The organism is Streptomyces sp. NPDC103540 (assembly GCF_055584445.1).
Map to the genome: position 1 here is coordinate 139,977 of NZ_JBVJMA010000012.1, position 12,849 is coordinate 152,825.

Genomic DNA, 12,849 nt, shown 5'->3' on the forward strand with positions numbered 1-12,849 from the left:
AGGCGAGCGACCGTGAACACCGACACGTCCGAGACCACCGACACCTCCGGAACCACCGACACCCCCGGAACCACCGACACCCCCGGGACCACCCCCGCCGGGATCGTCCGCACCACCGTCGGCGGCGTCCGCACCCTCCTCGCCGCGGAATCCCGCCCCGGCCCCGTCAGCGCCGGCCTGCTGTTCCGCGTGGGCCGCGCCGACGAGACGCTCGCCACCAGCGGGATCACCCACCTCGTCGAGCACCTCGCCCTGCACCGCCACGGACCGGGCGACCTCCACTACAACGGCGCCACCGCCGCCGTGTACACCCACTTCCACGTCACCGGCACCCGCGCCGACGTCGTCGAGTACCTGGGCGGCGTGTGCGCCGCCCTGCGCGACCTGCCGATGGAGCGGCTGGAGACCGAGAAGGAGATCCTGCGCACCGAGGCCGCCGGACGCGGCCACGGCCCGGGCCACGACATGGCCCTGTGGCGCTACGGATCCCGCGGCTACGGTCTGACCAGCTACCAGGAGGCCGGCCTGCACCGGCTCACCGCCGCCAACGTGCGCGACTGGGCGGCCACCCGCTTCACCGCCGAGAACGCCGTCCTGTGGATCACCGACGACACCGTCCCCGAGGGCCTCGACCTCACCCTCCCCACCGGCGCGTGGCACCCCGCCCCCGCACCCACCTCCGCCCTGCCCACCACCCCCGCCTGGTTCCGGGGCGACGACGGCGCCGCCGTCCTCACCGCCGTGATCCCCCGCTCCACCGCCGGCTCCCTGTTCACCGACCTGCTGAACAAGGAGCTCTTCCGGGCACTGCGCCAGAAGGGCGGCTACTCCTACACCGCCGGCGCCGAGTACCACCCCCGCGACGGCGACTTCGCGACCGTCACCGCCTACGCCGACGCCCTGCCGCGCCAACAGGACGCCATGGTCGGCGCCTTCGTCGACGTCCTCGCCGCGCTCCGCGCCGGCACCATCCCCCAGGCCGACCTGGAGTCCGTACGGGCGACCGCGCTCGCCCGCTTCGACAGCCCGGACGCCGCCCTCGCGTCCCTGCCCGGCGAGGCCATGAACCTGCTGCTGCGCCACCCCGCGCGGAGCGACGCCGAGGCCCGCGCCGCGATCGAGGCCGTCACCGTCGCCGACCTGCGGCGGATCGCCCGCGAGGTGTGGGCCGACGCCCTGGTGCAGGTCCCCGGCCGGGGCCTGGACTGGGCGGGCCTGACCGCCGCCCCCACCGCCTCCACCGACCTCGTCAGCGGCCGGCGCTACACCTCCCTGGAGGACCGCGGCACGGCGCTCCTCGTCGCGCACGACGGCGTCAGCATGACCACGGCCGACCGGCGGATCACCATCCGCTACGCCGAATGCTCCCTGGTGTACGCCTTCCCGGACGGCGGGCGCCACCTGGTCGGCCACGACGGTCTCACCCTCGCGATCGAACCGACCCTCCACGGCATCACCGCCGCCGAACTGGCCCCCCTCGACGCCGGGGTCCCGCCCGCCGTCGTGGTCCCCATGCCGCCCCGCGAGCAGTCCCGCATCCCCCGCCCGGAGCGGACGGAGCCCGCGACCCGCCCGCAACCGCCGCGCAGCGGGGCCCTCACCGCCCTGATCTGGCTGCTGGGCACGATCACCGTCCTCGTGGGCGGGTTCACCGGCATCGCCGTCCTCGCCGAGACCGACCCGGAGCTGAGCCCCGAGGGCCCGGATTGGGTCGCGATCACCATCATGGCGCTCGCGACGGGCGGGGCCGCCTTCCTGTGGGGACGGCAGCTGCGCAGGCGCCGCCGCGGCGAGGGCTGACCTCCCCCCGGCACGCCGAAGGGCCCGACCCCCTCGCGGGGGCCGGGCCCTTCACCCGTACGGGCCGAACGCGGTCAGCGGCTGTGCTGCGAGTCCGCGACGGTGACCTCGACGCGCTGGAACTCCTTGAGCTCGCTGTAGCCGGTGGTGGCCATCGAGCGGCGCAGCGCGCCGAAGAAGTTCATCGAGCCGTCGGGGGTGTGCGACGGACCGGTGAGGATCTCCTCGGTGGTGCCGACGGTGCCCAGGTCGACCTTCTTGCCGCGCGGCACGTCCTCGTGGACGGCCTCCATGCCCCAGTGGTTGCCCTTGCCGGGCGCGTCGGTGGCACGGGCCAGCGGGGAGCCCATCATCACGGCGTCGGCGCCGCAGGCGACGGCCTTCGGGATGTCGCCGGACCAGCCCACGCCGCCGTCGGCGATGACGTGCACGTAGCGGCCGCCGGACTCGTCCATGTAGTCGCGGCGGGCCGCGGCCACGTCCGCGACGGCCGTGGCCATCGGGACCTGGATGCCGAGCACGTTGCGCGTGGTGTGCGCGGCGCCGCCGCCGAAGCCGACGAGGACACCGGCCGCGCCGGTGCGCATCAGGTGCAGGGCCGCCGTGTAGGTGGCGCAGCCGCCGACGATGACCGGGACGTCGAGCTCGTAGATGAACTGCTTGAGGTTCAGCGGCTCGGCGGCGCCGGAGACGTGCTCCGCCGACACGGTGGTGCCGCGGATGACGAAGATGTCCACGCCCGCGTCGACGACGGCCTTGGAGAACTCGGCGGTCCGCTGCGGGGAGAGCGCGGCGGCGGTCACGACGCCGGAGTCGCGCACCTCCTTGATCCGCTGCCGGATCAGGTCGGCCTGGATCGGCGCGGAGTAGATCTCCTGGAGGCGGCGGGTCGCGGTCGCCTCGTCCAGCTCGGCGATCTCGTCGAGGAGCGGCTGCGGGTCCTCGTAACGGGTCCACAGACCTTCGAGGTTCAGCACGCCGAGGCCGCCGAGCTCGCCGATGCGGATCGCGGTCTGCGGGGAGACCACGGAGTCCATGGGGGCGGCCAGGAAGGGGAGCTCGAAGCGGTACGCGTCGATCTGCCAGGCGATCGAGACCTCCTTCGGGTCCCGCGTACGCCGGCTGGGGACGATGGCGATGTCGTCGAAGGCGTACGCCCGGCGGCCGCGCTTGCCGCGCCCGATCTCGATCTCAGTCACGTGTGGTGGCCTTTCCTCTGGGTCTGCCCGTCCAGTATCCCCGAACGTCGGGCGCCCGCGTCCCGGTGACCGCTGTACGGACGGCCCCGGCGCGTGACCTCGGCCCGCGGCCCGGCGCGTCCGGACGCGTCGAAGGGGCGGACCCGGCCGGGTCCGCCCCTTCGACGATCACGCGGTTCAGCCCTTGCGGCTGTAGTTCGGCGCTTCCACCGTCATCTGGATGTCGTGCGGGTGGCTCTCCTTGAGGCCCGCCGAGGTGATGCGGACGAAGCGGCCGTGCTCCTGGAGCTCGGGCACGGTCCGGCCGCCGACGTAGAACATCGACTGGCGCAGGCCGCCGACGAGCTGGTGCACGACCGCGGAGAGCGGGCCGCGGTAGGGGACCTGGCCCTCGATGCCCTCGGGGATCAGCTTGTCGTCGCCGCCCACGCCCTCCTGGAAGTAGCGGTCCTTGGAGAAGGAGCGCTGGTCGCCGCGGGACTGCATCGCGCCGAGCGAGCCCATGCCGCGGTAGGACTTGAACTGCTTGCCGTTGATGAACAGCAGCTCGCCCGGGGACTCCTCGCAGCCCGCGAGCAGCGAGCCGAGCATCACCGTGTCGGCGCCGGCCACGAGGGCCTTGGCGATGTCGCCGGAGTACTGGAGGCCGCCGTCGCCGATGACCGGGACACCGGCCGCCTTGGCCGCGAGGGAGGCCTCGTAGATGGCGGTGACCTGCGGGACGCCGATGCCGGCGACGACGCGGGTGGTGCAGATGGAGCCGGGGCCGACGCCGACCTTGATGCCGTCGCAGCCGGCGTCGATCAGGGCCTGGGCGCCGTCGCGGGTGGCGACGTTGCCGCCGATGACGTCCACGCCGGAGTTCGACTTGATCTTGGCGACCATGTCGCCGACCAGCCGGGAGTGGCCGTGGGCGGTGTCGACGACGATGAAGTCGGCGCCCGCCTCGATCAGGGCCTGGGCGCGCTCGTACGCGTCGCCCGCGACGCCGACGGCGGCGCCGACCAGGAGCCGGCCGTCCTTGTCCTTGGCGGCGTTCGGGTACTTCTCGGCCTTGACGAAGTCCTTGACCGTGATGAGGCCCTTGAGGACGCCCGAGTCGTCGACCAGCGGCAGCTTCTCGATCTTGTGGCGGCGCAGCAGCTCCATGGCGTCGACGCCGGAGATGCCGACCTTGCCCGTGACCAGCGGCATCGGGGTCATGACCTCGCGCACCTGGCGGCTGCGGTCCGACTCGAAGGCCATGTCGCGGTTGGTGACGATGCCGAGCAGCTTGCCCGCCGGGTCGGTGACCGGGACGCCGGAGATGCGGAACTTCGCGCACAGCTCGTCGGCCTCGCGCAGCGTCGCGTCCGGGTGCACCGTGATCGGGTCGGTGACCATGCCGGACTCGGAGCGCTTGACCAGGTCGACCTGGTTGGCCTGGTCGGCGATGGAGAGGTTGCGGTGCAGGACGCCGACGCCGCCCTGGCGGGCCATCGCGATGGCCATGCGGGACTCGGTGACCTTGTCCATGGCCGCGGACAGCAGCGGCACGTTGACGCGGACGTTGCGCGAGATGAGGGAAGAGGTGTCGATCTCGTCGGGAGCCATGTCCGACGCGCCCGGCAGCAGCAGCACGTCGTCGTAGGTCAGTCCGAGCGTGGCGAATTTGTCGGGCACTCCGTCGGCGGTCATGACACCTTCCCAAATGGTCTTGCTCAGCGCGGATGTCCATGCTAACGGGATCCCGACGCGTCTCATTCCACGACCAAGGTCAAGCAGAAGTTTCGTGGGTTCCTACGAGGATCCGGGCCTGCGGAGCGCCTACTGCTCGGCGAGCGCCCGCAGTCGACTCAGCGCCCGGTGCTGCGCGACCCGCACCGCGCCCGGCGACATCCCGAGCATCTGCCCGGTCTCCTCGGCGGTCAGCCCGACGGCCACCCGCAGCACCAGCAGCTCGCGCTGGTTCTCGGGCAGGTTGGCGAGCAGCTTCTTGGCCCAGGCGGCGTCACTGCTGAGCAGCGCCCGCTCCTCCGGCCCGAGCGAGTCGTCGGGGCGCTCGGGCATCTCGTCGGACGGCACGGCCGTGCTCCCCGGGTGCCGCATGGCGGCCCTCTGGAGGTCGGCGACCTTGTGCGCGGCGATGGCGAAGACGAACGCCTCGAAGGGGCGCCCGGTGTCGCGGTAGCGGGGCAGCGCCATCAGGACGGCGACGCACACCTCCTGCGCCAGGTCCTCCACGAAGTGACGAGCGTCACCCGGAAGGCGGGACAGGCGGGTGCGGCAGTAGCGGATGGCGAGCGGGTGCACGAACGCCAGCAGGTCGTGCGTGGCCTGCTCGTCGCCCTCCACGGCCCGGCGTACGAGCGCGCTGACGCCGCCGGCACTGCCGCCCTTGGCGGAACCGGTGGGGCCTGTGGCCGCGGGGGACCCCAGGGCCTCGTCGTCGCGCATCAATCCATGGTGCCTTGGCGCCGGAGCATTCGCGGCACCGTGGTCCGTGTTGTGCGTCGAAGCGTTATGAGCGGGTGCGCCGGAACTCGTCATGTGCGCCCTCCCCTCCGCTCGGCCCGAATCGTCGTCCCCGAGGAATCGACCCCCGGGACCCGACCTCTCCAAGAATGCGGCACACCTCAAGGATGCGGCATCGCGCCCGAAGCGACACGTCCCCCGGAACGCGCCCCGCCAACCCCCGGCCGCACACCGGGTGCGGCGGGGTGGTGCGCCGGCCCCGTCCGCCGACGGCGGACGGGGGGCCGGGAGCGCCCGTGGCGGTCGGCCCGCGGGCCCGCCGTCAGCGGACGAGGCCCCAGCGGAAGCCGAGCGCCACGGCGTGGGCCCGGTCCGAGGCGCCGAGCTTCTTGAACAACCGGCGGGCGTGCGTCTTGACCGTGTCCTCGGAGAGGAAGAGCTCGCGCCCGATCTCCGCGTTGGACCGGCCGTGGCTCATGCCCTCCAGGACCTGGATCTCGCGCGCGGTGAGCGTGGGCGCGGCGCCCATCTCCGCCGAGCGCAGCCGGCGCGGCGCCAGCCTCCAGGTCGGGTCGGCGAGCGCCTGGGTGACCGTGGCCCGCAGTTCGGCGCGCGAGGCGTCCTTGTGCAGGTATCCGCGGGCGCCGGCGGCGACCGCGAGGGCCACGCCGTCCAGGTCCTCGGCGACCGTCAGCATGATGATGCGGGCGCCCGGGTCGGCGGACAGGAGGCGGCGCACCGTCTCGACGCCACCGAGGCCGGGCATCCGGACATCCATCAGAATCAGATCGGATCGGTCGGCACCCCAGCGGCGGAGGACTTCCTCGCCGTTGGCAGCCGTCGTCACACGCTCGACGCCGGGCACGGTGGCAACCGCGCGACGGAGCGCCTCTCGGGCAAGCGGGGAGTCGTCGCAGACGAGGACGGAAGTCATGACCGCCCTCCGCAGCTGCTGATGCGCGTCACCTTGAGCCTCCAGGCTGGTACGTATCGTCACCTGTGCGGTCGATGCCCTCGGACACCTGTCCGGGAACTTCTTGGTTCAACCGCCTTCGCACTCTCAACGATGGTCACTCGAAAGAGTTACGGGTCGGACGGACACCTTCAGCACCCTACGTGAGGAAGCGATCACGACACGGGAGGCGCAGCTCATCTGTCCTCCATCTGGAGCTATGCCCTATTTGGCGGCTTTCCTTCCGTTTGGCATGTGTCTGAGGCTAGATTCCGAATGAGTCATATTTACATCTACTACGACAGTAGGTGTGGAGACATGGACCGTATCCGTCTCAGTACCGGCACCAAGAGGACTAGCAATGGCAGATTTCTCCCGCCTCCCCGGACCGAACGCCGACCTCTGGGACTGGCAGCTGCTGGCAGCCTGCCGAGGAGTCGACAGCTCCCTCTTCTTCCACCCGGAGGGCGAGCGGGGCGCGGCCAGGAGCGCGCGCGAGGCCTCGGCTAAAGAGGTCTGCATGAGATGCCCGGTGCGCTCGGAATGCGCCGCGCACGCCCTCGCCGTCCGCGAGCCCTACGGGGTGTGGGGCGGACTGACCGAGGACGAACGCGAGGAACTGATGGGCCGCGCGCGCCACCGCCTGATCCCCGCCGCCGGAACGATCACCCCGATCGCTCCGCGCTGACCGACGACGACACCCACCAGAAGGAACGTTTCTCCTCACGATCGCGCCCGCCCCCGCGCGGCAGGCCCCACCGGGTCCGCCGCGCGGGGCGCGGGTCACCGCGCGGCGGCCCGCACCAGCTCGCCCAGGGTCGCCGCCACCGCCGGTACGCGCGCCAGGTCGGGCAGGGTCAGCGCCACGATCTCCCGCTCCACGGCCGGCTCCACCGCCAGGGCGCTCACGCCCTTCGCCCGTACGGACTCCACCGCCAGCTCCGGCAGCACCGCGACGCCCAGGCCCGCCCCGACCAGCCCGACCACGGCCGGGTAGTCGTCGGTGGCGAAGTCGATCCGCGGGGTGAACCCGACCCCCTCGCACACCTCCACCAGGTGCCGGCGACAGCGCGGGCAGCCCGCGATCCAGGGCTCGTCGGCCAGCTCCGCCATGCCCACCCGCTCCGCGCCCGCCAGCCGGTGCCCCTCGGGGACCAGCCCGACGAGCCGGTCGGTCAGCAGCGGGGTCACCACCAGGTCCTCCCACTCTGCGGCCCCCGCGCCCGAACCGGCGCCGTCCCCCGCGTAGCGGAAGGCCAGGGCGAGATCGCAGTCGCCCTCGCGCAGCATCTCCACCGACCTCGGCGGTTCGGCCTCCACCAGGGAGATCCGGGTGCCCGGGTGCGCGGCGCGCATCGCCGCGAGGGCGGTGGGCACCAGGGTGGAACTGCCGCTGGGGAAGGAGACCAGGCGGACGCGGCCCGCGCGCAGCCCGGCGATGGCCGCGACCTCCTCCTCGGCGGCGGTCAGCCCGGCCAGGATCCCGGCGGCGTGCCGCACGAGCGCCTCGCCCGCCTGGGTGAGCCGCATCTCGCGGCCGGTGCGGATCAGCAGCGGGGTGCCGGCGGACTGTTCCAGTGCCTTCATCTGCTGGGAGACGGCGGGCTGGGTGCAGCCGAGCTCGCGGGCCGCGGCGGAGAAGGATCCGGTCCCGGCGACAGCGCGCAGAACCCGGAGATGACGTGCCTCGATCACCCTTCGAGCATAAGCCCGGCTTTGACGGTTCCGCGCATATGCGGCTGCCCGCTTTGGGGGGCTTCGGTTAGCGTGGCGCCATGCACCTGATCTCCGTGAACATCGGCCGCGCGACGGTCGCCGACTACACCGACGCGGTGGGCGGCCGGACCGGCATCGGCAAGCGGCCGGTTCCGGGGCCGGTCGCCGTCCGGGCCCCGGGTCCGAAGGCGACCGGCCTGGGCAGCGGGCTGGTCGGCGACGCCGTCTGCGACAACCGCCACCACGGCGGTGACGACCAGGCCGTGTACGCGTACGCCCGCGAGGACCTCGACTGGTGGGAGGCCGAGCTGGGGCGCGAACTGCCCGGCGGGATCTTCGGCGAGAACTTCACGACCTCGGGGATCGACCTCAACGGGGCGCTGCTCGGCGAGCGCTGGCGGGTCGGCGCGGACCTCGTGCTGGAGGTGGCCTCCGCGCGCATCCCCTGCCGGACCTTCCAGGGCGCGCTGGACCAGCCGCGCTGGGTCCGGCGGTTCACCGAGGCGGTCCGCCCGGGGGCGTACCTGCGGGTCGTCGAGGAGGGCGAGGTCTCCCCCGGCGACACCGTCGAGGTGCTGAGCCGGCCGGACCACGAGGTGTCGGTGGCGTTCTGGTTCCGGGCCTTCACCACCGAGCGGGCGCTGCTGCCCCGGACGCTGGCCGCCGGTGACGCCATGGAGCCGGCCGCACACGAGACCGTACGGACGTACCTGCGCAGGCACGCGCGCTGACGCGGGCGGCTAGGTTGCGCCTATGACGACTGCGTTGATTACGGGATCCACGGCGGGCATCGGCGCCGCCTTCGCCCGCCGGCTCGCCGCCCAGGGGCACAACCTCGTACTGGTGGCCCGCGACAGCGGGCGACTGGCCGAGCAGGCCACCGAACTGCACGACCGGCACGGCATCGAGGCCGAGGTGCTGACCGCCGACCTCTCCACCGACGCCGGGATCGCGGCGGTCGAGACCCGGCTGGGCGACCGGACGCACCCGGTGGACCTGCTGGTCAACAACGCCGGCTTCGGCAACAAGGGCCGCTACCTGGAAGTCTCCATGGCCGACGAGCTGGCCATGGTGAAGGTGCACGTCGAGGCGGTGCTGCGGCTGACCTCGGCGGCGACGGCCTCGATGCGCGAGCGCGGCCGCGGCGGGGTCGTGAACGTGGCCTCGGTGGCGGCCTTCGTGCCGCGCGGCACCTACGGGGCCAGCAAGGCCTGGGTCGTGCAGTTCACGCAGGGCGCGGCCAAGGACCTGGCGGGTTCCGGCGTACGGCTGATGGCGCTGTGCCCCGGCTTCGTGCGCACCGAGTTCCACCAGCGCGCGGGCATGGGCACCGACAACATCCCCGGCTGGATGTGGCTGGACGCCGACAAGCTGGTGGCGGCGGCGCTGGCCGACCTGGCGCGCGGCCGGACGGTCTCGATCCCGGACCCGCGCTACAAGGCGTTGATGGGCGTGGTGAAGCTGACGCCGCGCGCGCTGCTGGGCGGGGTGTCGTCCCGCACGGGGCGCAAGTACGGGCCGCAGTAGCGTTCGTGACCCGCCGGTAAGCCTCCGTCGACGCCTGATCGACACGGCCGAACGGGTCTTTCCTCCCTAAACTGGACATGTCTCATCTCCAGCGGGAGGCGACGCGATGACATTCGTACAGATGATCGATTACGAAACGACGCGGTTCGATGAGATGAACGCGCTCATCGACCGCTGGGCGCAGCAGAGCAGCGGCAGGCGCACCGCCACGCACACGATGATCGGCCAGGACCGCGAGGCCCGGAACCACTACGTGGACATGGTGGAGTTCGCCTCGTACGAGGCGGCCATGCAGAACTCCCGGCTGCCCGAGACGGACCGGATGTTCCAGGAGATGGTGGCCCTCTGCGAGGGGATGCCGACGTTCATGAACCTGGACGTGGTCCGCGACCAGCACCTCAACAAGCAGCTCTGCGAACGGGTGTTCAAAGAAGCCGCCATGGCCGGGAACATGGGCGTCCTCGACGAGTGCTTCGCGGCGAACTACATCGACCACGACGTGAGCAAGGAGGAGTCCACCGTCATCGGACGCGAGGGTATGCGCTCCGACATGGAGATCTGGCGCGCCGCCTTCGACATGACCTTCGAACCGGTCGCCCAGGTGGCCGAGGGCGACATGGTCACGACGGTGTGGAACTGGCGCGGCACCCACAAGGGAGAGTTCATGGGGGTCGCGCCGACCGGCAGGACGTACGAGATGTCCGGGACCACGACCTTCCGGTGCCTGGACGGACAGATCGTCGAGGGCTGGTGGCACTACAACCCCGGAGCCCTGCAACGACAGATGGGCGGGTCCGGAATGCCCTACGGGACCTGAGTCCCGGTCCCGGGTCCCGACACGGGACCCGGACAACGGGTCCCGGCCAACGGGTCCCGATACGGGGAAGGCCCCGTTCCGCGTGCTGCGGAACGGGGCCTTCTCGGCGCGGGGCGCGATCAGTGGCTGTGGCCGTGACCGTGGCCGTGACCGGCGTCGGCCTCTTCCTCGGCCGGCTTCTCGACGACCAGGGTCTCGGTCGTGAGCAGCAGGGAGGCGATGGAAGCGGCGTTCTCCAGCGCGGAGCGCGTGACCTTGACCGGGTCGATGACGCCGGCCTTGACCAGGTCGCCGTACTCGCCGGTGGCGGCGTTGAAGCCCTGGCCCTTGTCGAGCTCGGCGACCTTCGAGGTGATGACGTAGCCCTCGAGGCCCGCGTTCTCGGCGATCCAGCGCAGCGGCTCGACCGCGGCGCGACGGACCACGGAGACGCCGGTGCCCTCGTCGCCGGTGAGGTCGAGGTTGCCCTCCAGGACCTTGACGGCGTGGACGAGCGCGGAGCCACCGCCGGAGACGATGCCCTCCTCGACCGCGGCGCGGGTGGCGGAGATGGCGTCCTCGAGGCGGTGCTTCTTCTCCTTGAGCTCCACCTCGGTGGCGGCGCCGACCTTGATGACGCAGACGCCACCGGCGAGCTTCGCCAGGCGCTCCTGCAGCTTCTCGCGGTCCCAGTCCGAGTCGGTGGACTCGATCTCGGCCTTGATCTGGTTGACGCGGCCGAGGACGTCCTCGGACTTGCCGGCACCGTCGACGATCGTGGTGTCGTCCTTGGAGATGGTCACGCGGCGGGCGGTGCCCAGCACGTCCAGACCGGCCTGGTCGAGCTTGAGGCCGACCTCCTCGGCGATGACGGTGGCACCGGTGAGGGTGGCCATGTCCTGGAGCATCGCCTTGCGACGGTCACCGAAGCCGGGGGCCTTGACGGCGACCGCGTTGAAGGTGCCGCGGATCTTGTTGACGACGAGGGTGGAGAGCGCCTCGCCCTCGACGTCCTCGGCGATGATCAGCAGCGGGCGGGAGCCGCCACCCTGGATGACCTTCTCCAGCAGCGGCAGGAGGTCCTGGATGGAGGAGATCTTGCCCTGGTTGATCAGGATGTACGGGTCGTCGAGGACGGCCTCCATACGCTCCTGGTCGGAGACCATGTACGGCGAGAGGTAGCCCTTGTCGAAGGCCATGCCCTCGGTGAACTCCAGCTCCAGGCCGAAGGCGTTGGACTCCTCGACGGTGATGACACCGTCCTTGCCGACCTTGTCCATCGCCTCGGCGATGAGCTCGCCGACCTGGGCGTCCTGCGCGGAGAGCGCGGCCACGGCGGCGATGTCGGACTTGTCCTCGATCGGGCGGGCGGTCGCGAGGAGCTCCTCGGACACGGCCTTGACCGCGGCGTCGATGCCCTTCTTCAGGGCGGCCGGGGAGGCGCCGGCGGCGACGTTGCGCAGACCCTCGCGGACCAGCGCCTGGGCCAGCACGGTGGCGGTGGTGGTGCCGTCACCCGCGATGTCGTTGGTCTTGGTCGCCACCTCCTTCACCAGCTGCGCGCCCAGGTTCTCGTACGGGTCGTCCAGCTCGACCTCGCGGGCGATGGTGACACCGTCGTTGGTGATGGTGGGGGCGCCGAACTTCTTGTCGATGACGACGTTGCGGCCCTTGGGGCCGATCGTCACCTTGACCGTGTCGGCAAGCTTGTTGACGCCGCGCTCGAGGGCGCGGCGGGCGTCCTCGTCGAACTTCAGAATCTTCGGCATGGGAGCGGTTCCGCCCTCTCGTTGCGATCCTCGGCCGCTCACCGCGACCGCCTGGAAACGAACTACGCCCCTCGCCGCCCGGCATCAGCAGGGTGACCAGGGGCGCAGCTCAAAGCAAAACTGGAGAAGTGACTTACTTCTCGACGATCGCGAGGACGTCGCGAGCCGAGAGGACGAGGTACTCCTCGCCGCTGTACTTCACTTCGGTGCCGCCGTACTTGCTGTACAGCACGATGTCGCCGACGTTGACGTCCAGCGGGAGACGCTGGCCGTCCTCGAAGCGACCCGGACCGACCGCGAGGACGACGCCCTCCTGGGGCTTCTCCTTCGCGGTGTCCGGGATGACCAGGCCGGAGGCCGTGGTCTGCTCGGCGTCGAGCGGCTGGACCACGATGCGGTCCTCGAGCGGCTTGATGGCAACCTTGGAGCTGGCGGTCGTCACGATCCGACCTCCCCCTTCGGAGATCCGGGGTTAACTGTCTGAGGTGGCGACCAGGTCGATCCGTCGTCGCGGGTGCCGGACCTGCCTGTCGCTGTGTTGGCACTCACCGGTGGCGAGTGCCAGGTGTGACACTATTCCGGCGATTAGCACTCGGTCAAGCGGAGTGCCAATCCCACTCCGTTTGGCCCGCAATC

General features: G+C 71.5%; 12 protein-coding genes. 5 read left to right on the forward strand and 7 right to left on the reverse strand.

The genetic code is table 11. The features are described 5' to 3' along the window. Positions 1-12 precede the first annotated feature (12 nt). Complete coding sequence (locus tag ACZ6ZI_RS27615) at positions 13-1,800, forward strand: M16 family metallopeptidase (RefSeq protein ID WP_469525114.1); 1,788 nt, start codon at positions 13-15, stop codon at positions 1,798-1,800. Between the two features lie 74 nt (positions 1,801-1,874). Here ACZ6ZI_RS27615 and ACZ6ZI_RS27620 read toward each other — a convergent pair whose 3' ends face one another. The 4 genes from ACZ6ZI_RS27620 to ACZ6ZI_RS27635 form a co-directional block, all read right to left on the reverse strand. Further along, entirely contained in the window at positions 1,875-2,999 is a 1,125-nt protein-coding gene (locus ACZ6ZI_RS27620) for a GuaB3 family IMP dehydrogenase-related protein (protein ID WP_363058134.1), read from the reverse strand. A 177-nt stretch (positions 3,000-3,176) separates the two neighbouring features. Then, positions 3,177-4,676, reverse strand: coding sequence for an IMP dehydrogenase (guaB, locus tag ACZ6ZI_RS27625; protein ID WP_469525116.1), 1,500 nt, complete (start codon positions 4,674-4,676; stop codon positions 3,177-3,179). A 129-nt stretch (positions 4,677-4,805) separates the two neighbouring features. Beyond that, positions 4,806-5,435 (reverse strand): sigma-70 family RNA polymerase sigma factor, encoded by a 630-nt coding sequence (locus ACZ6ZI_RS27630; protein WP_469525119.1) that lies wholly within the window; start codon positions 5,433-5,435, stop codon positions 4,806-4,808. Between the two features lie 340 nt (positions 5,436-5,775). Beyond that, positions 5,776-6,387 (reverse strand): response regulator transcription factor, encoded by a 612-nt coding sequence (locus tag ACZ6ZI_RS27635; protein WP_003948568.1) that lies wholly within the window; start codon positions 6,385-6,387, stop codon positions 5,776-5,778. Between the two features lie 379 nt (positions 6,388-6,766). On the opposite strand from ACZ6ZI_RS27635, the gene ACZ6ZI_RS27640 reads away from it, so the two are divergent. Continuing rightward, the gene (locus ACZ6ZI_RS27640) at positions 6,767-7,093 is read left to right on the forward strand and encodes a WhiB family transcriptional regulator (protein WP_363058140.1); all 327 of its coding nucleotides are present in this window, start codon (positions 6,767-6,769) and stop codon (positions 7,091-7,093) included. A 95-nt stretch (positions 7,094-7,188) separates the two neighbouring features. Here ACZ6ZI_RS27640 and ACZ6ZI_RS27645 read toward each other — a convergent pair whose 3' ends face one another. After that, a complete protein-coding gene (locus ACZ6ZI_RS27645) occupies positions 7,189-8,100 on the reverse strand; it encodes a LysR family transcriptional regulator (protein WP_469525120.1) in 912 nt (303 codons plus the stop codon). An 80-nt stretch (positions 8,101-8,180) separates the two neighbouring features. Between ACZ6ZI_RS27645 and ACZ6ZI_RS27650 the strand changes: the two genes are divergently transcribed. The 3 genes from ACZ6ZI_RS27650 to ACZ6ZI_RS27660 all read left to right on the forward strand — a co-directional run bounded on the left by ACZ6ZI_RS27650 (position 8,181) and on the right by ACZ6ZI_RS27660 (position 10,465). Then, positions 8,181-8,852: an MOSC domain-containing protein gene (locus ACZ6ZI_RS27650; RefSeq protein ID WP_469525122.1), complete on the forward strand. Its 672-nt coding sequence runs from the start codon at positions 8,181-8,183 to the stop codon at positions 8,850-8,852. A 22-nt stretch (positions 8,853-8,874) separates the two neighbouring features. Beyond that, positions 8,875-9,648 (forward strand): SDR family NAD(P)-dependent oxidoreductase, encoded by a 774-nt coding sequence (locus ACZ6ZI_RS27655; RefSeq protein WP_469525125.1) that lies wholly within the window; start codon positions 8,875-8,877, stop codon positions 9,646-9,648. A gap of 121 nt (positions 9,649-9,769) precedes the next feature. Then, positions 9,770-10,465 carry an ester cyclase gene (locus tag ACZ6ZI_RS27660; protein ID WP_469525126.1) on the forward strand — a complete coding sequence of 232 codons (696 nt, stop codon included), beginning with the start codon at positions 9,770-9,772 and terminating at the stop codon, positions 10,463-10,465. A gap of 119 nt (positions 10,466-10,584) precedes the next feature. Here ACZ6ZI_RS27660 and groL read toward each other — a convergent pair whose 3' ends face one another. Both groL and groES read right to left on the reverse strand, forming a co-directional pair. After that, entirely contained in the window at positions 10,585-12,213 is a 1,629-nt protein-coding gene (gene groL / locus ACZ6ZI_RS27665) for a chaperonin GroEL (RefSeq protein ID WP_363058150.1), read from the reverse strand. 133 nt (positions 12,214-12,346) lie between these two features. After that, a complete protein-coding gene (gene groES / locus ACZ6ZI_RS27670) occupies positions 12,347-12,655 on the reverse strand; it encodes a co-chaperone GroES (protein ID WP_007265952.1) in 309 nt (102 codons plus the stop codon). Between the last annotated feature and the right edge of the window lie 194 nt (positions 12,656-12,849).

What these genes read in the sequence shown, in the direction of transcription:
- guaB (WP_469525116.1), bottom strand. Translation starts at nt 4,676, where the DNA reads ATGACCGCCGACGGAGTGCCCGACAAATTCGCCACGCTCGGACTGACC.
- ACZ6ZI_RS27630 (WP_469525119.1), bottom strand. Translation starts at nt 5,435, where the DNA reads ATGCGCGACGACGAGGCCCTGGGGTCCCCCGCGGCCACAGGCCCCACC.
- ACZ6ZI_RS27635 (WP_003948568.1), bottom strand. Translation starts at nt 6,387, where the DNA reads ATGACTTCCGTCCTCGTCTGCGACGACTCCCCGCTTGCCCGAGAGGCG.
- ACZ6ZI_RS27640 (WP_363058140.1), top strand. Translation starts at nt 6,767, where the DNA reads ATGGCAGATTTCTCCCGCCTCCCCGGACCGAACGCCGACCTCTGGGAC.
- ACZ6ZI_RS27650 (WP_469525122.1), top strand. Translation starts at nt 8,181, where the DNA reads ATGCACCTGATCTCCGTGAACATCGGCCGCGCGACGGTCGCCGACTAC.
- ACZ6ZI_RS27655 (WP_469525125.1), top strand. Translation starts at nt 8,875, where the DNA reads ATGACGACTGCGTTGATTACGGGATCCACGGCGGGCATCGGCGCCGCC.
- ACZ6ZI_RS27660 (WP_469525126.1), top strand. Translation starts at nt 9,770, where the DNA reads ATGATCGATTACGAAACGACGCGGTTCGATGAGATGAACGCGCTCATC.
- groL (WP_363058150.1), bottom strand. Translation starts at nt 12,213, where the DNA reads ATGCCGAAGATTCTGAAGTTCGACGAGGACGCCCGCCGCGCCCTCGAG.